This is a genomic window from Carboxylicivirga litoralis, assembly GCF_025499605.1.
GTDB lineage: Bacteria > Bacteroidota > Bacteroidia > Bacteroidales > Marinilabiliaceae > Carboxylicivirga > Carboxylicivirga litoralis.
Map to the genome: position 1 here is coordinate 326,316 of NZ_JAFMVC010000003.1, position 23,361 is coordinate 349,676.

The window sequence follows — 23,361 nt, forward strand, 5'->3', positions numbered from 1 at the left end:
ATGCCGATTTGATTTAAGTTTTTGTGATTTTTCTCACCCACAATGGGTATGTGCTCTAAGTGTCAGAATTTCTTGCGTATATGATGGAAGGTGTTGTAAATGGCGAAAAGTGGCTTTTACACGAATACAGGTTTTTACTTGATTAATAACCCGAGTTCGATTTAAATTTCAGAAATTTTACGTCGAACTTGGGTTAATACAAAAAAAAGAGCCGGAATATTCCGACTCTGTTGTATGATTGTTGATACAATTTAATCGAACATGCTACGCATGCGACTAAAAAAACCTTCTCCACTGCCTTGTTGTGGTTCAAAGCTCTCAGCCCCCTGGAATTTCTCAACTATTTTACGTTCTTCCTTTGTAATTTCTTTCGGAATGAAAACCTGTATGTGAACCAATAAATCACCTTTTCCGTAACTATTAACTTCCGGTAATCCTTTTCCGCGGAGGCGTAAGATTTTACCTGGTTGCGTTCCGGCTTCTACTTTAACTTTAACAGCACCATCAACAGTTGGTATCTCGGCTGTTTTACCAAGGATAGCATCCGGTATACTGATGTTTAAACTGTAAATAAGGTTGTTACCATCGCGAACCAATTCAGGGTGTTTTTCTTCTTCAATTAACACCAGCAAGTCACCATTGATACCTCCCCGGCGAGCGGCATTTCCTTTACCCGAAACAGATAACTGCATGCCTTCTTCAACACCAGCAGGAATATTCAAGCTGATAATTTCCTCATCACGCATAATCCCTTCGCCAGCACAATGCTTACACTTGTTAGTGATGATTTTTCCTTCGCCACCACATGTAGGACAGGTTGATGCTGTTTGCATTTGTCCTAATATAGTGTTAGAAATGCGTGTTACCTGACCACTACCATGACACGTTGAACAGGTGCTATATGATGAACCGTTTTCGGCACCTGAGCCACTACAGTGTTTACATTCAACGTATTTTTTAACTTTAATCTTTTTCTCAGCACCGTTGGCAATTTCACTGAGGTTAAGTTTTACTTTTACACGAAGGTTAGAGCCTTTGTTAACACGACGGCCACCTCGTGAAGAACCACCAAAGCCTCCAAAACCGCCGAATCCGCCACCAAAGATATCGCCAAAGTGAGAGAAGATATCATCCATTGACATACCTCCACCACCGAAGCCACCTCCTGCAGCACCGCCTACTCCAGCGTGTCCATATTGATCGTAACGCTGACGTTTTTCGTCGCTCGAAAGCACTTCATAAGCCTCAGCGGCTTCTTTAAACTTTTCTTCAGCTGCTTTGTCGCCCTGGTTTTTGTCCGGGTGATATTTAATGGCCTTTTTACGATAGGCTTTCTTTATTTCTTCTTTTGAAGCACCTTTAGATACTTCCAGCACTTCATAATAATCTCTTTTCGACATAGCTCAGCCTATTTATTCGCCAACAACAACTTTAGAAAAACGCACTACTTTTTCGTGCAGTGTATACCCCTTTTCAATGCAGTCAATTACTTTACCTTTCATCTCCTCAGCAGGAGCGGGTATTTTAGTCACTGCTTCGTGCAGGTCCGTATCAAATTCTTTATCTTTTGCTTCAATTTCTTTCATGCCTTGTTGGCCAAGAAAATCGTTGAATTTAGTATGGATAAGCTTCATACCTTGCTTCAATGCCTCCACATCTTTTGCATCATCCATGTGAGCCATGGCTCGGTCAAAATCATCAATGACAGGCAGCAGGGCTAGTAAAATGCTTTCGCCAGCTGTCTTGGTTAGTTCCATCTTCTCTTTTAAAGTACGACGGCGGTAATTGTCATATTCAGCACTCAGGCGAAGGTATTTATCGTTAATCTCACTCAGCTTATCGGCTGTCTTTTCTTCTTCAGTCTGCTCCCGAGTTTCTTCATTAACTTCTTCTTGCTGCTCTTCGTTTGTCACTGTTTCTTCATTAACTTCTTCTTGCTGCTCTTCGTTTGTCACTGTTTCTTCATTCATTTCGTTAATATCGTCAGCAGCTTGTGTATCCATGGCTTTTTCTTTCGCTTTCTCCTTTTTCGATGACTTCTTATCCATTATATCTTACTTTTATTATTTTCTTCCTTGAACCAAGTGTTTTTGACTTGATTTTCCAGCTGCAAATTTACAATTATTCTGCCATTTTATTTTGCATGGACAAAATGACAGTTTTTCATTAGATATGTATTGACATAAAGCCATAGCATGACAAAAGGCACTAACCTATATGGAGAAAGTGCCTTTTTGCCATTTAAATATGTTCAAATCTATTTAATCAACCCTTGCAGAGTGGCTTTTAGATTTTGCCCGCGCAGGTTTTTAGCAATGATAACCCCATCTTTATCAATCAAAAAGTTCATAGGAATACCGTTGACTCCATACATGGCTGCGGCTCTACTGTTCCAACCGGCTAAATCACTTACATGATAGGGCCAGCTCAACTGATCGTCTTCAATCGCATGCTTCCAGGCTGCCTGCTTTTTATCCAGTGAGACACTGTAAATAGTAAAGCCCTTACCTCCTTTAAATTCCATATCTTTAAATGAGTTATAGGTGTCAACAACATATGGGTTTTCGCGTCGGCATGGTGGGCACCAGCTGGCCCAAAAGTCGATTAATACTAACTGACCTCGTAAAGACTCCAGTTCAATGGCTTTTCCTTCAGGATTGCGCAGTTTAATGTTAGGCGCTATATCGCCAATATTAGTACCTTTTTTTTGTCCCAATACTGTTACAGCGTTAAGCAGCATAAATAGGATAAGCACCCCAAAAGGGTATTTATTCAATTGTTTCATAAATAAAAGTTGGGTGTTTAAATCGCAGAAAGAAAGGCTAGCGATTTTTCAATCGTTGAATACTCGACGTCTTTATTAACTATACGTCCCTCACCGTCAATAAGAATATTAATCGGCTCTTTGATGTTGTACATCTTGCTAATGCTACCGTTAGCACCCATGAAATTGCAGATGTGCATAAATCCCATGGTTTCGTCTTGCTCAATGGCAAGGTTTAGTGGAGCTTTAAAGCGGTCAAGCGATATACTTACTACTACAAACTCTTGCCCATTGTGGAAATTCTGAGTCTGATAAGTTTCGTGTAATGCATTCAAGTAGTAATTATTCATGCGTGACTGCGCATCGTAGGACGCCCAGAAATTAAGAAGAACCATTTTTCCTTGAAGATCCTTCAGATTAAACGGCGTACCATCGATAAGCTCAGTTTGAAAAACCGGCGCTTTATTTCCGGCTTCCAAGCCAACTGTAGGCTTCTGATTGTCAGTGTTAAATGACAAAAAGAATAAGCTCACAGTTATAGTAGCTAATATTAATTTTAGCTGCTTCATGATACATTAATTGAATTAAATTTCGTGTAAAGTTTCAGAAAAATAAACGAGGTATTTTTTCTTTTTAGATGAACATGCAGTTTTATGTGATGAAGTGTGTGATTTCTATGTGCAAAGGTAAATTGACATATCGCGATAGCCAATTAATAAACACTTGTATTTGTAGAATCTATTTTTATATTAGTCAGTGTAATTTTGTAATTAACAGATATGCAGATAGATGCAATGGTAAGTTGCGAGTATAATTTTTTAGAATAGTTCTAAATAGGCTAACTTTAAGCCGATTGGTTGCACAAAAAATGTTAAGAGAACTTAAATTCTTTTGATTCGAGCGCCTAGTTTCTGAAGCCTAATATCAATGTTTTGATAGCCGCGATCGATTTGCTCAATGTTTTGAATGGTACTTTTCCCCTGAGCGGATAACGCTGCTATTAGCAAAGCAACTCCGGCGCGTATATCCGGCGATGTTAAATTGGCACCTCTTAGTGCATTTTCTTTGTTTAAACCAATCACAGTAGCACGGTGTGGATCACAAAGAATGATACGTGCACCCATGTCAATCAATTTATCGACAAAGAATAAACGGCTTTCAAACATTTTTTGATGAATAAGCACACTACCTTTAGCTTGAGTTGCAACCACCAAAAATACACTCAGTAAATCAGGTGTTAATCCTGGCCATGGTGCATCGGCAATGGTCATTATTGAACCATCGATAAAGGTGTCAATTTCGTAGCTTTCCTGTGCTGGAATATGAATATCGTCGCCAACGACCTCCAGTTTAATACCCATGCGCTGAAACATCATTGGAATAATACCTAAATGCTCAAAACCAACATTTTTAATGGTTATTTCAGAGCTGGTCATAGCGGCCATACCAATAAAACTACCCACCTCAATCATATCTGGTAGAATTGTGTGCGTGCATGCGTTCAACTCCTTGACACCTTCAATGGTTAATAAGTTGGAGCCTACTCCTGTGATTTTGGCGCCCATGGCAATCAGCATTTTGGATAGCTGTTGCAAATAGGGTTCGCAAGCTGCATTATATATCGTGGTTGTTCCCGGTGTTAGCACGGCTGCCATTAATATGTTGGCTGTTCCTGTAACTGATGCTTCGTCAAGCAACATATAGCAACCTTTCATCTCTGATGCTTCAACCGTATAAAAGATGTCTTCCGCATCGAAATTGAAGCGAGCCCCCAATTTTTCAAACCCGATAAAGTGTGTATCCAAACGGCGACGGCCAATTTTGTCACCTCCTGGTTTAGGAAAATAAGCTTTCCCAAATCGTGCTAACAAAGGCCCCATTATCATTATTGAACCACGTAATGACGATGCTCTTTTCTTGAATGCTTTGGTTTGAAGAAATTCCAAATTCACATTGGCAGCTGTAAACTCACAGGTGTTGCGATCAATGCGATTAATAACAACACTCATTTCACCTAATAAATCTATTAGGTTGTTAACGTCAACAATGTCGGGTATGTTATTAATAGTGACTTTTTCAGAAGTCAGTAATACAGCACAGATCACCTGTAAAGCTTCGTTTTTAGCTCCCTGAGGTGTAATTTCTCCTTTCAGGCGATGACCGCCTTCTATTTCAAAGCAATTCATTACGATAAGTTTAGGGTAATTTTTTATTACTTCTTCTTTGGTTTGTTTTGCGGACGCTTTTTGCGAGCATTACGATTTTGGTGCTGTTCCTTAAACTCAGTTAGTTTGGTTCCTTCTTCAGCAATGAGTTTGCCTTTTGATAATTTTTTTAAATCATCAAAAATACGATCGTCGGTCACAGAGTCTTTATTCCATATGAACAACGACTTTTTCATGTGGTTGCAAATCATCACAATGAGATGTTTACGCTCGGTTTCATCTTCAAGTAGGATGGCTTGTTCAATCATTTTTTCAACCAACTCACCAAAGTGCATGTAGCTGATTTTGCTGTTACGATAAGGTATTTTATCTGGTCGTTTGGTTAATGTTTCTTTAGCCAGCAACTCATAAGGGTAGTCTATGTCTAACTGAAAATCAGACATAATGGCTAAATGATCCCACAATTTGTGTTTGAAGTCATTCACATCACGCAAGTGAGGAAACATATTTCCCATGATGCCAATAATAGTCTTCGCACACTTTGTTCTTTCTTCCCGATCCTCGATGGTAACCGCATGGTCAACCATCTTTTGAATATGACGGCCATATTCAGGCAGAATCAAATTTTTTCGATTAGAATTGTAATCCATCAATTGGTATTAAAATCTTACTTTTTTATCCTTCAAACGGTGGTATGTTCTACGGAATTTTCTTTAATAATTCCTTTCGGAGTAGTGTTACTTTGTTGTTTATTAGCGCAGTAACTGAATGCCACAAAACTAACTCAAAATTTTTAGTTTGGCAAATTTGAGTAATAATTGTTTCTGCCCGGCGTTAACGAATTTTACTGTTGCTTTTGTGTTAGGGGCAACTCCCTCAATACTAAGAACCTCACCTTGCCCAAAGCGTTCGTGCTCTACACGCATGCCGGCTTCCAAACCATTGGTGTTGGAGGCTTTGAAATTTATTTTAGGTTTTGCCTGCCCCGTTTCCGATGTATAATTCATGCGGATGCGTGGTTTAAGGCCCGACGTTGGCTGATTAATGCCGGTTTTACGAAATGCCGGTTGTGGCCGTTCATTACCAACAAAATCTTCAGGATTAATATCGAGGTAAGACTGGTCTATATCGCCTATAAAACGGCTGGGTTTACTAAATGTTAGTTCACCATATTTATAGCGTGATCGGGCAAAGGAGATAGTTGCATTGTTCTCAGCCCTGGTTACGGCTACATAGAATAAGCGACGTTCTTCCTCCAGATTTTTTTCACTATCGGTTGATTGAGTGGCCGGGAAAAGGCCTTCTTCCACACCAACAATGTAAACGTTTTTAAATTCCAGTCCTTTGGCCGAGTGTATGGTCATCAGCGTTACCTTATTAATATCATCGGCTTTTTCATTATCCTGGTCGGTTAAAAGCGCTACATCTTCCAGGAAGTTAACTAAATTGGCCGGTTCGCCTTCTTCTTGTTTGGTTTCGGTAAACTCTTTAATACCATTTAGTAATTCGTCGATGTTGTCGATTCGCCCCTGACCTTCGATGGATTTATCGTTGTGCAGGTCTTTCATAATACCACTTGCCGATGCAATCTCGGCCGCCAGCTCATAGGCCGAGAGGTTTTCGAGCTGTGCTTTAAACTGTGCAATTAATGCTATAAAATTGGCGAGTTTCTTTTGTGTTCCGGCATTGATGCCAATTTGTGCGATATTTGGATTAATCAAAATATTCCAAATACTTTGATCGCTCGAATCGGCAGCAGCTGTTATTTTATCCATGGTGGTTTTACCAATGCCACGTGCCGGATAATTGATGACACGTTTCAGAGCTTCCTGATCCGATGGATTAATTGTTAAACGGAAATAGGCCAGCAGGTCTTTTATCTCTTTGCGCTGATAGAATGACAGGCCGCCATAAATTTTGTAGGGTAAATTCTTTTTCCGTAAGGCTTCCTCAAATACCCTCGATTGCGCATTGGTTCTGTATAAAATGGCAAAGTCTTTATACTCAAGGTGCTCTTTCATGCGCTTCTCAAAAATGTCGTTGGTGATTAAAAAGCCCTCTTCAACATCGGAATAAGCTTTTAATACACGGACCGGATTACCCTCGTCATTGGCCGAGAATACATTTTTCTGAATCTGGCCTTTATTCTTCTCGATAATGCTGTTGGCCGCATTGACTATGTTTTGTGATGAGCGGTAATTCTGCTCCAGCTTAAACAGTTTGTAACCCGGATAATCGTTTCTGAAATTAAGGATGTTTTCAATTTTGGCTCCGCGGAAACTATATATACTCTGCGCATCATCACCCACCACACAGATGTTCTTATGCTTTTCGGCCAGTTTCTTAATAATCAGGTACTGCGAGTAGTTAGTATCCTGGTACTCATCAACCATAATGTAATCAAACTGATCCTGGTATTTTTTCAGTACATCCGGAAAGTCGCGAAATAAGATGTTGGTATTCAGTAATAAATCATCAAAGTCCATTACGCCCGATTTATAGCACTCCTTCATGTAGCGTGCGTAAATCTCATAAATCATTGGCATTTGCGAGGCTTTATCATTGGCGGTTCGGTTTACATCGCGAGCGTACACTACGGGAGTTACTAAATCATTTTTAGCTGCTGAAATGCGCGAAAGAACACTGCCTGGCTTATAGGCCTTTTCGTTCAGTTTCATTTTTTTAACGATGCTCTTAATCAGGTTTTTGGAGTCCTGAGTGTCGTAAATGGTAAACGATGAAGGATAGCCCAGGTGTTTGGATTCGTAACGAAGGATACGGGCAAAAATAGAGTGAAAGGTACCCATCCACAAGCTGCCGGCAATGTGCTGACCAACGACAGAGCCAATGCGCTCTTTCATTTCTTTGGCAGCTTTATTGGTAAAGGTTAAAGCCAAAACGCGGTAAGGTTTAACGCCTTCGCTCAAAAGGTGAGCAATGCGAAACGTCAATACACGTGTTTTTCCCGAGCCCGCTCCCGCAATAACCAACGATGGCCCTTCTGTTTCAACAACGGCATTGCGCTGAGCCTCATTTAATCCCTCTAAATATTCCTGCACGATATACTTGATTTATAATTGATGAACTTCCTTTTGCAAAAATAAACGTTCATTTGAATACAACGAATTCAGACGTAATAATATTATGCTTTTTATCGTTTGAAGATTTATATATAGCTTTGAAAAAGAGAATTAGTTTAAAAGTAGAAGGCAGAAGTTGATACTCTGTAAGCTCTTGATTGTTTTTGTAAGATGGTAAAATTAAGCTCGATGAGTCGTTTCTTAACCCTGATAATTTTGTTGATAATCACATTCACTTCGGTGAATGCGCAAATTACTTCCAATGCTTTTTATACCGAACCAACAGAGTATGGTGGAGGTGTAGTAAACGATCCTATTTTCTTTTATGAGGACATGGCAGGCTCCGAGTTGACAGCACCAGCCGGAAGCGCTTATCAGTGGTATCAATACTCGACTGTTTTAAATGCCTTTGAGTTAATAGCTGGCGAAACAGGGTCTATTATTAATGGTATTAGTGAAGGAGGCTATCAGGTTGAAGTGACGGCTTCAGATGGGAACAAAGCCAATTATTATTGTTGGAATTTTGTTCCGCAAATGCAAATAGATTCAGTGGGTGTACCTTTTGCTGACTGTAGTAATCTGCGAGTGACAGCTTATACTAAAAATAAATCATTGACGTATTACAGGCATAAAAGTGACCATAGCGAACTGATGGTTGATTACGGGTTTAATTGGATATCGACGCCTGCCGGACCTGTTAGTGATGAAAATGAATACTCCAGATTTATTAAAGCTCCAACAGAAGATACCAATTATTCGGTGGAAGTGGGCAGTAAATTTTCAGATGGTATAACACCCGTTAATGCCGATTACTCTTATTCAGCCATTGCTGTAGAAGCCAAGTTCACCTTTGAAACAGAAGGAACGGCCGAGAATGAGGCGACTGAAGGTTCGGCGCCAATGGTAGTTAGATTTACAGACGAATCGTTAGGCAAGATAACAGACTGGGAATGGACCTTTGGAGATGCAGGAAAAGACTTTGTGTCCGATCCTATATTTACCTTTCAGAAATTCACTGATGGAGGTTATCCGGTGGTGCTTTATGTGCGCAACAGTGAATCGGAATGCGAAAGTGAAACGGATCCTGAAGTGTTTACGGTCAATGAAATGGTGGTTAGAGCTCCCAATGCTTTTACGCCTTTTAGTAGTCCAACTCAAAATGATGAGTTTAGAGTGCTGTACCGGTCGGTTAATAAATTTACCATGGTTATTTATAACCGTTGGGGACGCAAAGTGTATTCATCCAGTAATCCCGATGAAGGGTGGAATGGGAAGATAGGAAGTCAGAAAGCCGAACCTGGTGTCTATTTCTATAAAATTAAGGCCGAAGGTTACAATAAAGGAGAAACACTTGAGTTGGAAGGAGCTGTTCATTTGATTGTGACGAACAATTAAAAAAGATTCTCGTTCAAAGCTTCATTATAAAATTGACCACTATCGCCACAGGTTATAGTGCAAATTCAAAAGAAACTTTTTTAGATATCGTAAATACTCTTCGTTTTAGGTTTTTCTTTGCGGAGTTGTTCGTAATGGTATTTGCGCTGAGCTTCCGTAAACTGTGGGATAAAGCTCTCGCCTGGTGATGGTGAAGGCGATAAACGTAATTTCTGACCTGGGTCTAGCACAAAATAAGCCGGCAAGGCTCTGATGCGATAATCAAGGGCTACCTTTGGCATGGCGGCATAATGCAGAAAGTCCCAGCGGTACTTATTGTCTTTAACCAATTTCTCTGCAGCTGTTGGGTCTTCATCCATAATGATTGTAACAAGCGTTAGCTTACGGCGCAGCTCTCTGTCCTTGGATAAAATATCTAATAATTGAAGCTCCTCTTTACAAGTGTGGTTGCTGGTGTGCATAAAATTAAGGTACACAAATTTACCTTCATAATCACTTAACGAACGCTCTTTGCCATCGAGGCGGTAGAGGGTAAATTGTGGAGCTGCTGAGCCTGGGCGCAACCAGGTTACTTTCCTATGCAGGCTTTTAGCAAAATCTTTAATGTTAAGCGTACTTCCTTGTTCATGCGCTTGCTTAAACAGTTCTATTATTTGCTCCTGATCATATCTACCCGAATAAAAAGCTTCATAGAGGCCTTTTAACAACACAAATTCTGCTATTTCCGGATTAGTAAATAAGGTATCTTTCCTAAATACGGTTGATAAGCTGTCGAAAGAGGTCGTTTTTGTATAGGCATCGCGCAATGCATCTCCTTGTTTGGATGAAAAATATGATGTGAAGAAGCTTTTAAACAATGTGTTGAACGAACGTTGAAAAGAAGGCATTGAGAAGTTAAGCGAGTCACCTTTCATGGTGAAATACATGGCTTTACGTTTGTTGCGTTTGTAAGCCAAGGTTAATAATTCACCATACGCATATTGCTTGTATTTAACGAAATAGGGGTGGATAGAGTGAAACAAACTGTCCGTTTGATCTATTATTTCCTGAGCTTTGCGTATATCTCCTCTTGAAAAGACATTAACAGCATTGGCATTGTATTGCTGCGAAAAATAGGAATCAAAATCAGTTATCATACGATTAAGTCCCTGGGCTTCTTCATTGGCAATGCCCAGCTCAATACTTTCAGGGATGAAATACGGATTAAAGCGTTCGGCATCTGTGCGTGGCTGAAAAGGAGGAAGTATCAACTCGTAGGTTTGACCCGGTTCAAGATAGATGCTTCCTTCGTACTTGCCCATGTTAATGGTGGCATAGGTAATGGAGGATATCTCGATGCTTTGTTCAAATGAGCCGTCGTCGGAAACACTAATGACCATCAGGTCAGATAACTCACCAGAAATAGGATTTTCAATTTTCTGCATAACCAGGCTGAAATCAGCATACTCAGGAGCATTTCCTTTAATGGTTACCCATTGAGGTGGCTGTTGGGCCAGCATCACAGTTGTTATAAACAGAAATATGGCGAATAATCCTACGCGCATCTACAGAAAATTTTGAATGTTTTTTTGAATGGCTTCTGGTAAAAACTGGCCGGCATTGCCACCATGTTTTACAATATCGCGGATGATTGAGCTGTTAACAGGCGTGTGCTCTGGTGTTGTTAATAAGAATACCGAATCAATACCGCTCATGGCTTTATTTACTTGTGCAATAGCTCTTTCGTACTCGAAGTCGGCAGCTGTTCTGATGCCGCGTAAAATATGCGTACAGCCAATTTCTTTTGCAAAATCCACTGTTAGACCTTCGTATTTCTCAACACTGATACGCTCATCATCAACAAACACATCACGAATCCATTGCATGCGATCGTCAAGCGGAAAGAAATCGCGTTTATTTGAATTATAGCCAACGGCAATAATGATTTTATCAAAGAGGCTTAATCCTCGTCGCACAACATCTTCGTGTCCAACAGTAAACGGATCAAATGAACCTGGAAAAATAGCTGTTTTCATTTCGTTGTTTTAGTATCGGCCACCATTACTGAGAAACCGGTTGGTTTATAGTACAGCAAGGGTAACCGACGATTGGCTTAAGGCAGTTTTATTTACTAAACACTGCAGGTAAGCTTAAGTTGTCTTGAATACGCTTTTCTAGCTTACAAAATAAGGCGTAAAATTTGAGAAAACATAGCCTCTATTGTAAGATGTCATGTTATTTATTTACCAAAACTTTATTTTGCCTGCTGCAAAGGCCGACATGCGCAATAGTATTAAACCATGACTGAAACGTGAAATGTTGGTGTCACCATATTTGCGTTCGCGGTATCGAATGGGTAAATCAACAATTTTAAGATTCAGTTTATAAGCGCCAAATAACAGGTCGAAATCGCCAAATGGGTCGAAATCACCAAAGAATGAACGGTTCTCAGCCAATTTCAGATAATCGGTTCTGAACATCACTTTGGTGCCACAAAGCGTGTCTTTAATGGGGCGCTCCAAAATCCAGCTAAACAAGCGCGAGAAGAAATGGTTGCCAATGTTGTTTAGTGTTCGCATGGCATTTTTCTCCATTGGATAAACCAAACGAACACCATTAATAAATTCACCTTTACCTCGTGTGATAGCATTATAGAATTTTGGTAAATCTTCGGGAGGAACGGTTAAGTCGGCATCCAAAATCATCAGGATATCACCTTCGGCAGCAGCATAACCTTTACGAACGGCATCGCCTTTACCTTTGCCATCCTGCTGCATGATTTTAATGCGATGCGTCTCTTTATATTTTTCAGCCATCTGCTGAATGGTGTCCCAGGTGTCGTCTGTTGAGTTACCTTCCACAAATATAAGCTCGGTGAATTGCCCCATTGGGGGCGTACGCAAAATGGCAGCCTCAATGTTGCCACTTTCATTACGGGCCGGCACAACCACCGAAACCGAATATCGCTCATCTACTTCCTCCTGTTTTAAACGTGGTGGAAACGGGCGCGCAAAAACAAATTGATTGAGGCCAAATATCTGGAAAAACGGTAAGCGCGACACAAATCGATTCATCAGCCACGAAACGAATGGTATGCGATAGGGCATCAGCATGCTTCTGTTTTTCTTATAAGCGTCAAAATCGGCCAGATAAAGCAGGTTGGCAATATCGCCGGTTGATAGCCAGTTTTGTTCGGGTGTTCGTTTTTTAATGTGCAAAAACTCTGCAAAACGGATGATGGGTTCCCAGATGCGGTTGTAATAGGTGACGATGATGCGCGTTTGTTCGTGACACACCTTTTTGAGCTCTTTAAACACGTGCTCAATATCATCAATAACACCAATCAGGTTCGATAAAATGATAACATCGTATTTCTCATTGAGGGTAATGTTTTCGGCTTCCATCAGTTCGAAACGAATGTCAGGAAACTGCTCTTTAGCCTGATTGAGGATAGGTTCGCAGAAATCAATACCTGTTTTAGATTTTCCCTTTATGGCAGCCAGCAATTCGCCCGAACCACAACCTATTTCTAATACCGAGCTTTCTTTGTGTATGTAATAGTTGCAATAGCGAGTAATGGAGTCCCAATAATATGAACGTCGTTGACGATATTTTACCCAGTTTTTAGCCCTTGATTCAAAATAGGCTCTTCGCTCCTCGTTAACCTTCATCTTAATTTGTTTCCTGATTTGTTGTTTCCTTTGTTACAGCAGCACTATAGTCTACCCTGAATAAATAAGCTGGCTCCACCTTGCCAATCTGATGTTGTAACTTAAATACAGTTGGGTACTTTTTTGATATAATGTAGAGATATCGTTGTATTGTATTGATGGTTTGGCCATTGTTGACAAGTGGATTTTTGCGCAAACTGGCCATAATTACATGTGTGACCTTTCTGTCTTTTAATCGTTGTAATAGCTGATCCGGGTCATCGGTATCAAAACGGTAGATGCCATAAAACTTTTTACCATTGGCATAAATGCGTGCCATATTAGGCTTGCGTACAGCCACCATGGTGTTTCCCGGTAGTTTCTCACCTGTATATTCAGCCATAGACAGGTAGTTTTTCCAGTCATCGGTATAGCCTTCGTATAAATCCCCTTTAAGGTTTTTGCGTAAGGTCAGCAGATCGATTTTTGAGAATGATTGGGCAGAGGTACTAACAATACTGATGGCAACAAGGCCAAAAAACAGGTAATGCAGCAATTTGCTTTTTTGCGTTCGGCAGAATTCCCATAATCCATATAGAACAATCAGTACCATAAATGGAAAGAAAGGAATGATTAAGCGATACTGATCCCACAGCTTTTGAAGGACAACAAAGGTGATGCCCAGCATTATCACCAGGTAAATGGCTACAAACAACATGTATTTGTTGTTTTTAAAAGCTTTGAATGTGCCCAAGGCAAAAAGTCCGTAAAGTAGTATCGTTAAAAGGCCAATGGTTGAGTTTTTTGTCATTGCCCGTAAACCAGTCATCTTTAAAAAGTGCTTCGACAGGTAAAGGTTTGAATTATCGATAAAACGAGTGATAAAACCACCTATTGTCTCTTTGCCTTTGTCCAGCTGGTAGGGGTGCTTGTATATCAGTGTTGTTGCTTGTCCACTATCAATAATTGATGTTTCCCAGATGGCACTCTTTAAAATGAGGAACAATCCGAGCATTAGAATAAAACTGCCTGTGATTAAACCAGCGTCTTTGTATCTTTTGTTGATAAGGAAGAACAGAACCACTGCTATTAAAGTGCCAAGGCCAATGGTTCGGGTTAAGTACGATGCCAGGATTAATGCACTCAGTACTAAAACTCTTTTCCAGTTTGTTTGGCCTGATTCATCATCATGAAGTTGAAAGACGATGGCAAAAACAGGAATCTGAAGCAACAGAAATAATGCTTCGCTATAGGTTTGGCTGGTAAAGTAAATGAAATAACTGCTTGCCGAAATAATCAGTAAAGTAGCAAATAAGAGCGTGTAAGCAATTTTGTCTTTAAAACTTCGGTAGATGAGCCATAGACTTATCAGCATTAAAACAAAAGAAGTCACTTTTAATAGGCCTAGTTTGATGCCAGATAAAGCAACAAAAAGGGATAAAAACATGGGGTACAAAGGCCCCTGAAACGAAGGATAGCTGCCATCGTTAATAAAGTTAACAGCTCGGATGATATAGGTACTGTCGTCGCCACCTTCACTAACTCTCAGGTTGAATAAAAGCAGTGAAAACAAGGTGAAGACACCCAAAATAGTCCCGATAATAACAAACTGGTGTTTCTGACTCCAGTTTTCAACTTTATCAAATAAATTGAAGTTGGGTTGGTTGCTAGGCTTTGCCATTCCTTTAAATGTCTTTTTTATGAGACGTGTTAACAAACAAAACATTACTCAAATCGCCATATTCAATGAGCGTGTCCGGATTTTCTTTAACTACATCTGGTCGGAAACCAACAATAGCTAAATCGGCATCTGTGCTATGACTCTTGATAACCTCCTGGGTTGTTTGTTCGCCGGTCATTGGTAAAAAGCGCACATTAGAAGATGAGATTGGTAGTCGACCTTCCTGGATGAGCTCTAACAAACGCTTACGTTGTTTTTCAACCTGGCTCTCAGGGAAAGTAGCATAAATTTTAATGACCGCGTTGCGCCATTCGGGATGGCCCGAAATAATGTAAGCCATCAGGATCATCAGGTTAGCATTGCGGAAGTCTAAAGCGCTAATCCATACATGAATATCGCGTTTATAACCAAAGCCTTTGTATGATGAATTAAGCACACAAACATCAAAGCCGGTTGCTTCAAATAACTGGTAATTATCCAATGCATGCTTCAGTGATTCGGGGTTGCTGCGCGAAAATTCGAACAATATCAGGTTATTTCCTTTGCCGCTAATGCCAGATAATTGAATAACCTGAGCAATAGCAGAAGTATAAGACGGACTGATGATGGTATCAAGATATAAACGGCTTTTACTACCTTCTGATTGATGAATCAAACGTTTTAAGACACTTTGCGATTCAACATGTGTTTCTTTGTTTAAAAAGCCTTTAATAAAATGGATGTAGGTGCCAAAGCCGTGTTTGTAACACACCCATCGTAACAAATCAAAGGCAGCCTGACGCTTGAAAGAATCTTCTGACACACAAATGGCAAATGGTCGCCAGTGAGCTTCTTGCTCATCTTTATTGGCGCGTTGTATGAAAATCTGTATCTGGCGGCTTAACTGGAAAATAACACCTTTGAATAACTTCTCAAGCCCTTGTCGATCGGGATTGGCAACGGTGATGAAATAATAGGTGACGGCCATCATTAATGTGGCCAGTGCAGCGTATGTCCATTTCATCTGGAACATTAGCCAGAATGAAAGGATGGCACCAATCAACGAGAAATACCATTTATTGTATTTGAAAGTTGGTCGATAGGATGGATCGGCTGCGAAATGCTCTAAAAATGAAATCAAACAGATAAAACCGTAGGTAATCATAAAGAACATCGAAATAATCTCTGCCACAAAGTTGACGTCACCAATAATGATAAAGAAGAAGGCGATAAAGATGGTGATAACACTGCCGTTTATCGGTTCATTATCAGCCTCACGCCCTTTGGCAATCCAGTTGTTGAAGTTGTCAAAGGGCAAAATGCAGTCGAAACCAATGGCTTGCAATGTGCGTGGAGCTACCAGCAACGAACCAATGGCTGATGACAAACAGGCTGCCGCCAGTCCGATTGGGATGATTGGCCCCCAGGCAGATACTTTAGCCATAATCAACTGGTCGTTCTGCATATCTTCGGGGGTAGCCGATGACGCCAGCTTAAAAGCTACAATGATATAAATGACCATGCCAACAATGGTAGCCATCAAGGTACCTTTTGGTATGGCTTTTTTCGGGTCTTTTAAATCACCTGATAAACCCAGGCCAGCTGCAATGCCGGTAAATGCCGGGAAGATAATGGTGAACACCACAAAGAACCCATCGCCATTGGGAATGGTGTTGTTAAATGATAGCTCAATACCTTCGGATACTGGTTTTCCCATCAGGAAAAAGATGATGGAAACAAATAGTAGTGCTACCACACCGTACAATGCTTTCATGCCAATATTCGCCCCACGTAGTATCACAACTACAGAAAGAATAGACATTAAAGTTAAGGTGACCATCTTTTTGAAAACCAGAGGATCGACCTCGAATGGTAAGTAAGGAATCAATGGGTCAAACGCTTCGCCAAATGCAATAATATAGAAAGCCACACTAACTGCCTGCGATAAAAATAAGGCCAAACCAATAGCGCCACCAATATTTAAACCAAACGAACGGGAAATGATGTAATAGGCTCCTCCTCCTTGAACGCGTTGATTAGTGGCAATTTCGGCAACGGCCAACGCTGTAGGTACGGTAACTACGTGACCAATAACAATTATAGCTATCAATCCGCCCAGACCCACATTGGCCAAGGCATAGCCAAATCGCAAAAATAAAATAGCACCTAAAATAGTAGAAATGGCTGTCATAAAAACGGCCATAGCACCAAAACCGGCATTGGGATTCGTTAGTGTTTTTCGCATATGCTATCTGTATCAAGTCAAACAAACCTAATATTTTTAATTGTTTTGCACAAAAAAGAGCTTTACATCTTAAGCTTGGAAACAGTTTAGGGGTATAAATAACTAATGACTCACTGTTCTTCCAATAAGTTATTTTGAAACTCACTAAATAAAGTAATGATTGGCAACAATTCCATTGATATTCTTAATTTTGCAGGGTTTAACATATAACGTCATCGTCATTATGAAGGATTCTTCGCCATCATTAGGCCTGAGTAAGCAGGTCATTATCGGTATTCAATTTTTATTTGTGGCATTTGGGGCCACGGTTTTAGTTCCATTATTAGTAGGCATCAACCCGTCTATTGCTCTTTTCTCGGCGGGTGTTGGAACACTTATTTTTCACCTGATAACAAAAGGTAAAGTGCCAGTATTCTTAGGTAGTAGTTTTGCATTTATAGCACCTATTACTTTAGCTACTGAGAAATTTGGCTGGGCAGGTACGCTTTCTGGTTTAGTTGCTGTGGGTGTTGTATATACAGTAATGTCATTTTTAATTAAATGGCGAGGCGTTGGTTTTATCAAGCAAATCTTCCCATCAGTAGTTGTAGGGCCTGTTATTATGGTCATTGGTTTGTCGTTGGCATCGGTAGGTGTTGATATGGCTAAAGGTAATTGGATTATCTCAGGAGTATCGTTGTTAGCGGCCATTATAGCAGTGGTTTATTTTAAAGGCTTGTTACGATTAATTCCGGTGTTTGTTGGAATCATCGTTGGTTACCTGTTGTCATTGGCAATGGGAGTGGTTGATTTTTCACCTATTAAAGAGGCGGCCTGGTTTGCATTACCAGAGTTTACAGTGCCTGAATTTAACTGGCAGGCCATTTTATTTATGATTCCGGTTGCTATTGCACCATTGATTGAGCATGTTGGAGATATTTATGCTGTGGGTGCTGTGGCCGAAAAAGATTTTATAAAAGAGCCGGGCTTGAACAGAACCATGTTGGGTGATGGTGTGGCAACTGCATTTGCTGGTTTGGTGGGTAGTGTGCCTAACACCACTTATTCAGAAGTAACCGGCGCCATTGAGCTAACAAAAGTGACCGACCCAAAAGTATTGCGTATTACAGCTATTTCGGCTATCGTATTTTCAGTTGTTGGTAAAGTAAGCGGCTTTTTAAAGTCGATACCTACCGAGGTGCTGGGAGGCATTATGCTATTGTTGTTTGGTATGATTGCCAGTGTTGGTATTAAAACATTAACGGAGTCGAAAGCTAATTTTCACAAAACCCGTAACATGGTTATTGTATCGGTTATTTTAACCGTGGGTATTGGTGGAGCATCCATTGAACTTGGTTCATTCTCATTGGCTGGCATTGGTTTAGCTTCGGTGGTAGGGGTTATCTTAAACCTGATTCTTCCTGGAAAGTCAAAACCAGTTAAAATGAAAAAGGATAAAAGTAATTAGTCAGTAGAAGGTGCTTAGCACCTGTGAGACGGTTGTCAAAAGCTGATATTAACAATAAAATATAACGACCTGACAGGAGTTACTCTTGTCAGGTTTTTATTTGTCATCAACCCTGATCAGCATAGGAGGATTCTTCCCCTTGGGGAAGTGCCGTAAGGCGATGGGGGACCCCCTGCAGCCGAAATCCTTTCGAGTAGTTTTATTTACAGGAACGCGAGAGGTACGATAGCTATTGTACTCGCGCTCCCGTAAAAGGCCTGACTGGCCTGCGCTCTGTCAAAACTCCGTTTTGATTGTGGGAAAACGATGAACAGCGTATAGAGCAACTCTGGTTTGGGAGAAGCACCAATGTTATCTTCCTTCTGCATTGCTCAAAAGCAATAAAAGTCCATTAGATTAATCTACAAAAATATTATTGATACTTGGGCAGATGTGGTGTGTGAGCTTTGCTAGTGATAGGATATTAATGGTATGTGTTGATGGATAAATAAATAGTATGGGAATGAAAGCGTGATGAAGTTGTTGGTAAGTAGTTGATTTGTGTTGTTATTTAACTATATTCGATTGGTGAAACTGTGGAGTTCTTGAAGCTATAAGACGAATATGGACAAAGCAACACATGCATGATTGTGTGTATTTTAAATATTAAACAACTTAACCTAATCTTACCATGAAACTGATAAACGTTATAAAAAGAGGTATTAATTTTTTTGTTATCTCAATATTTTTGATGGCATTTCAATGTGAGGATGAAAATGAAGATTTCTTAAAATATGATGCTTATAAAGTAAGCATAACCCCATCATCATCTTTTTCAGTGGATGATACCGTTTGGGTGAAGGCAATAGTATCTTCAAAAGTTTACGATTTATCCATAAACGATTCAGTATTTAATGAGTATCCTCAAAGTGATTATTTTTCAGTCTATAAGCTGGTTGAGCCTGACGAGGCCTCGAACTGTAAAGGGGCTGTTGATAAATTTGAGTTGATTTTTGATAAAGGTGAATTTTCCTTCTTTTCATGCGAAAATGCAGACTTGGTTGCCATGCCAGCTCTAGAATTTAATGATTCGTTCTATGTTTACAGGGTAGGTCTAAGGCCATTGTATGTTGGGGATTATGTGATTAGTTGGCGTAATGCGATAATACAGAATGCGGATAGAAATGAATTTATTATCAATGATTATCCAATTGCAGATTTTCCTAATCAAATAGGTTTTAACAGTTGTGGTGAAATAACTTGGAGAGTTTTAAATGAATCAGAACGTGAATATTATTTTAGGGTTGAATAACTCTCGCTCATCGTAATTTGTAATTGCACCGAAACGAACCAATAATTTTAAGCTACTCATCTATCATGGAGTCGTTGACTTCGCCTTGTGGAGAGCCTGCGATTCTCTTTTTTATATTTTCATTTTCTTCTTGATAAGAAAACGAAACAAAAGAATCAAGTCAGGTAATTGCCTTCGCTCCCTGCCCGATTTCGATACTTCTATTAAAAGTAAGGCCTTCTATCGAAGGCAAAAGCGAGCTCCTTTTAAGAAGTATTACGAAATCGACCATTCACCCCACCACCGGCTTAATACCTGACTGGCCTGCGCTCTGTCAAAACTCTGTTTTGATTAGGGAAGAACGATAATCAGAGTTTGCAGGAATCCTGACATCAGCAACGCAGATGGGCACCTTTCAATTGAAATGAGCGTAGAATTAAAAGCTGTTTGAGCCCGATTTTTATCGGGGAGTTCTTTTAATTCAGTGAATGAAATATGAAAGGTCATCGAGTGCTGGAGTCAGCGGGGTTTTTCGTTAGTTTTTTTCCTGCAGAAAAAAGTAACTCTGGTTTGGGCGAAGCGCCAATGTTATCTTCCTTCTGCATTGCTCAAAAGCAACAATAGTCTAGTACTAAGCTACTGCACGAATCCTTTCGTGTGGTTTTATGATAATCAGCGTATGCACCTCCCCTGATATCAGCATTGGAAGAATCTTCCCCTTGGGGAAGTGCCGTAAGGCGATGGGGGAACAAAAAGAAAACCCAACAGAACTTTTTCTGCCGGGTTTTCGAATCTTAGACTAAGATTTTATGAACCTTTCGTAATCTAAATCTAATTTTCTTCCGTCGAAACGTTATTTTTCTTCATCATTCGCTTACGCACCTTATCATTATTATCGGCAATGATTTGTGCTGTTGCCGCTGCAAAATCGCCATAGGTATCTGGCGCAGCTATGGCCATGGCTCGCAGGTAAATTACCAGTTCATTGTTAATTAGCTTTAATAGTGCCGATTTCAATTTAGTAGCTGTATCCTTGCCGTTGTGTTTGGCTTTTTCTTCGGAGTAGGCCACAAAAGTACTGGTAAAAGCATCCTGGGCGGTTCGTATGGTGGCTATTATTTCGGCTACACCAGTCAAAAGCGCAATAGCAGCTTTTACATCGTCCGCTTCCAGGTCTTTCAGTAGCGACTCAATTAAAGCCGACTCCTGGGCATAGTTGGCTCGTAATAGTTCTGATAAAGGGTATTTGTCAAAAATAGAACAAACGGTGTGTGCAGCTGCGCTCACAGTTTCATTGGGATGATAGAGGTATCCACTTGATAAATTATACAAGGCACGTAATTGATTATCGCGGTTATCATCGGCTGTTTCTAATTCCGAAACCGTTTTGTCTTGCCTTATGGCAAAGCTTAATTTCTCTTCTTCATTGCCCATTTTTTGAAATACATCTGAAAGGAATGAATCGTCACTTAAACCTTTGGTTGCCGAAGCTTTTAAGATGCTCTCCGACACGGTAGCTACCTCGCCATTGTAGCTGCGGTGCATTAGTTTTTCAATCTTCATAATAGTTAAGTTTGTGTTGGTTAACCATTAGTGCCTGGCCAAAAAACAAATGTATTTGTATTCAAACAGTGATGTAATGAACCATTGTCAAATGTAAATGGCTTCCTGTAACGATACAATGGGCAATAAATAAATCATTTTTGCCTCCTGTAATGTTGAAATGGGCAATAAACAAATGATTATTGTGTATTTCATTGATGAAACATACGATCAACAACTGTTTTTAGATCCACCGAAGCTCCTTTACTCCATTAACAAATGTATTTGACCTGTGTGTACAAATAAGTTAACCAGCGGTTAAAAAATTTGTATTAAAATTAAGCAATTATATTAATCTACAAAATTATTATAGATAATATGCCGAATGCAGGCAAAAGGTGGTGGTAATAATAAGGTGTTGGTGTTTTTTATTAATAGTTAGGTATATATATTGCGATGTGTAGATTTGGTAAGTTATCAACAAGTGATTGCTTTGTGTGCTTATTTAACTATTTTAGATGGAAAATAATAGAGATGTATATGTGTTGGTACATTTACATAAGCGTTAGGCGTAATTAGCGACAACATTGCAGACAAATTCATAAAAGAGTGGAAAGACCTTATTACATAGAAAACCTGATACAAGATACAATTGATAAAGAACGAAGCAAATTTCAAGGAACTTCTGAAGAATTTGAAAAAGCGTTTAATAAAAAAATTCCTGAGCTAATTAAAACTATCACAGGTGGATTGGCTGAAACAATTTTTGAATATTGTGTTGGCGAAGAAAATGACTTAAAGAAACGTGAATTAGAAATAGCAGATAAAATTGAAAGTAAATATAAAACTGGATTGACTTTGTTTGAGGGATTTATAGAATTGAATTCAAAAATAAGCTCAATTACCTATGATAAGTTTTATAAAATCTTTGATACTTATGAAGACCACCAAAAACTAGATACACTAATTTCAAATCATGTTAGAGCTTGCCAAATAGCAAATGAAATTAAAGTATTGGTTTCAAATGGATTTGCGGATGGCGCTTTTGCAAGGTGGAGAACATTACATGAAATCTGTGTCGTTTTTCTTTATTTATATGATTCATCATACGAAATCATTGAAATGTATAATGATTATGCAGTGATTGAAGAATATCGAAAAGCTAAATCATATAATGAATGCTCTGATTTTTTTGAATGGGAACCTATTTCAGAAAAAGAGCTTAACCAATTATCTTTAGATAAAGAAGAAGTAATAAGTAAGTACGGGAAAGATTTTCAGAAAAGTTATGGATGGACAATGAAAAGTCTTCCAAATGGGAAAAGAAATTTTAAGGAACTTGAAAATCTTGTAGCTAAAGACAATTTGAGAGCTGTCTATACTTGGTCGAATGAAAGCATTCATGCAGGAGTTTCTGGAATAAATACAAAACTTAGCTTAAGAGATGAAGAACAAAATAATTTTTTGACAGGACCAAATGATTGTGGCTTTTTAGACCCTATTCAATATGCAACTGACTCTTTATATGAAATGAGTTCAGTATTACTCGGAATGGAAGATTCTATTTTGAATAAGGTTCTTGTTGAATTATTAGTTTTTTTCCAAAATGAGATTGTAAAAGAATTTGATAGAATTGAAAACGAATAACTACGCCTAACAATGTATAAAAAGTATATCCGAACGAAAAATAAATAATTTATATCAGGCTAATAAACAGTAATATACAGAGCTTTTTAGGCGAGGTTTAAAAATTGCCTATCATACATTTTACTATACTTTTTGACGCAAAATAACGGAGAAAAAAGAAATTAAATTTTTTTGATTTTTTTTCAAACAAGCCGTTTTTGCCTTTCATTTTTATTTCAATTGCATTCAATCCGGTTTTTCTGCTAATAAATTAGTTTTGCAGCCGATGAAAATTATTTACCACAAAATTTTTGTTTATGGTTAAACTCATTGGTACAACGGAGAACGGCAGAAATAAACTTATTCAAAAAATAAGACTTATAATATGATGAAATAACACAAGTTTCGGTTGAGCTTGAGGATAATCATAAGCCATTATTTTATAACATTTTAAAAGAAGCTTATGATGATAAATCAGAAAATTGTTGCGGAGAACTTTGAAAAGGATTGCCTTGCTGTATTTGAGAATTTACTGCAA

17 protein-coding genes are annotated in these 23,361 nt (G+C 39.2%); 4 read left to right on the forward strand and 13 right to left on the reverse strand.

What is annotated here, in order from left to right; all coding sequences use genetic code 11:
* Positions 1 to 251: 251 nt before the first annotated feature.
* The 7 genes from dnaJ to J1N10_RS05155 form a co-directional block, all read right to left on the reverse strand.
* The gene (dnaJ, locus tag J1N10_RS05125; RefSeq protein WP_262325603.1) at positions 252 to 1,400 is read right to left on the reverse strand and encodes a molecular chaperone DnaJ; all 1,149 of its coding nucleotides are present in this window, start codon (positions 1,398 to 1,400) and stop codon (positions 252 to 254) included.
* A 12-nt stretch (positions 1,401 to 1,412) separates the two neighbouring features.
* Entirely contained in the window at positions 1,413 to 2,048 is a 636-nt protein-coding gene (locus J1N10_RS05130) for a nucleotide exchange factor GrpE (protein WP_262325604.1), read from the reverse strand.
* 209 nt (positions 2,049 to 2,257) lie between these two features.
* Entirely contained in the window at positions 2,258 to 2,785 is a 528-nt protein-coding gene (locus J1N10_RS05135) for a peroxiredoxin family protein (protein ID WP_262325605.1), read from the reverse strand.
* A 17-nt stretch (positions 2,786 to 2,802) separates the two neighbouring features.
* A complete protein-coding gene (locus tag J1N10_RS05140; protein ID WP_262325606.1) occupies positions 2,803 to 3,333 on the reverse strand; it encodes a TlpA family protein disulfide reductase in 531 nt (176 codons plus the stop codon).
* Between the two features lie 312 nt (positions 3,334 to 3,645).
* Positions 3,646 to 4,950, reverse strand: a complete 1,305-nt coding sequence (gene murA, locus J1N10_RS05145) for a UDP-N-acetylglucosamine 1-carboxyvinyltransferase (RefSeq protein WP_262325607.1) — start codon at positions 4,948 to 4,950, stop codon at positions 3,646 to 3,648.
* Between the two features lie 26 nt (positions 4,951 to 4,976).
* Entirely contained in the window at positions 4,977 to 5,579 is a 603-nt protein-coding gene (locus tag J1N10_RS05150; protein WP_262325608.1) for a DUF4290 domain-containing protein, read from the reverse strand.
* Between the two features lie 129 nt (positions 5,580 to 5,708).
* The gene (locus J1N10_RS05155) at positions 5,709 to 7,988 is read right to left on the reverse strand and encodes an ATP-dependent helicase (RefSeq protein WP_262325609.1); all 2,280 of its coding nucleotides are present in this window, start codon (positions 7,986 to 7,988) and stop codon (positions 5,709 to 5,711) included.
* Positions 7,989 to 8,198: 210 nt separating this feature from the next.
* Here J1N10_RS05155 and J1N10_RS05160 point away from each other — a divergent pair, with 210 nt between their 5' ends.
* Positions 8,199 to 9,404 (forward strand): T9SS type B sorting domain-containing protein, encoded by a 1,206-nt coding sequence (locus tag J1N10_RS05160; RefSeq protein WP_262325610.1) that lies wholly within the window; start codon positions 8,199 to 8,201, stop codon positions 9,402 to 9,404.
* 80 nt (positions 9,405 to 9,484) lie between these two features.
* On the opposite strand, the gene J1N10_RS05165 is transcribed toward J1N10_RS05160, so the two are convergent.
* The 5 genes from J1N10_RS05165 to J1N10_RS05185 form a co-directional block, all read right to left on the reverse strand.
* Positions 9,485 to 10,948 carry a TlpA family protein disulfide reductase gene (locus J1N10_RS05165; RefSeq protein ID WP_262325611.1) on the reverse strand — a complete coding sequence of 488 codons (1,464 nt, stop codon included), beginning with the start codon at positions 10,946 to 10,948 and terminating at the stop codon, positions 9,485 to 9,487.
* Entirely contained in the window at positions 10,949 to 11,419 is a 471-nt protein-coding gene (gene coaD / locus J1N10_RS05170; RefSeq protein ID WP_262325612.1) for a pantetheine-phosphate adenylyltransferase, read from the reverse strand.
* A gap of 207 nt (positions 11,420 to 11,626) precedes the next feature.
* Complete coding sequence (locus tag J1N10_RS05175; RefSeq protein ID WP_262325613.1) at positions 11,627 to 13,054, reverse strand: bifunctional class I SAM-dependent methyltransferase/glycosyltransferase family 2 protein; 1,428 nt, start codon at positions 13,052 to 13,054, stop codon at positions 11,627 to 11,629.
* Between the two features lies 1 nt (position 13,055).
* A complete protein-coding gene (locus J1N10_RS05180) occupies positions 13,056 to 14,714 on the reverse strand; it encodes a hypothetical protein (protein ID WP_262325614.1) in 1,659 nt (552 codons plus the stop codon).
* A 4-nt stretch (positions 14,715 to 14,718) separates the two neighbouring features.
* A complete protein-coding gene (locus J1N10_RS05185; protein WP_262325615.1) occupies positions 14,719 to 16,938 on the reverse strand; it encodes an amino acid permease in 2,220 nt (739 codons plus the stop codon).
* 223 nt (positions 16,939 to 17,161) lie between these two features.
* Between J1N10_RS05185 and J1N10_RS05190 the strand changes: the two genes are divergently transcribed.
* On the forward strand, positions 17,162 to 18,385 hold the full coding sequence (locus tag J1N10_RS05190) for a uracil-xanthine permease family protein (RefSeq protein WP_262325616.1): 1,224 nt from the start codon (positions 17,162 to 17,164) through the stop codon (positions 18,383 to 18,385).
* A gap of 670 nt (positions 18,386 to 19,055) precedes the next feature.
* On the forward strand, positions 19,056 to 19,676 hold the full coding sequence (locus J1N10_RS05195) for a hypothetical protein (protein ID WP_262325617.1): 621 nt from the start codon (positions 19,056 to 19,058) through the stop codon (positions 19,674 to 19,676).
* An 810-nt stretch (positions 19,677 to 20,486) separates the two neighbouring features.
* Here J1N10_RS05195 and J1N10_RS05200 read toward each other — a convergent pair.
* Positions 20,487 to 21,218, reverse strand: a complete 732-nt coding sequence (locus tag J1N10_RS05200; protein WP_262325618.1) for a DUF6261 family protein — start codon at positions 21,216 to 21,218, stop codon at positions 20,487 to 20,489.
* 588 nt (positions 21,219 to 21,806) lie between these two features.
* Between J1N10_RS05200 and J1N10_RS05205 the strand changes: the two genes are divergently transcribed.
* Complete coding sequence (locus tag J1N10_RS05205) at positions 21,807 to 22,844, forward strand: DUF5677 domain-containing protein (RefSeq protein ID WP_262325619.1); 1,038 nt, start codon at positions 21,807 to 21,809, stop codon at positions 22,842 to 22,844.
* Positions 22,845 to 23,361: the final 517 nt, after the last annotated feature.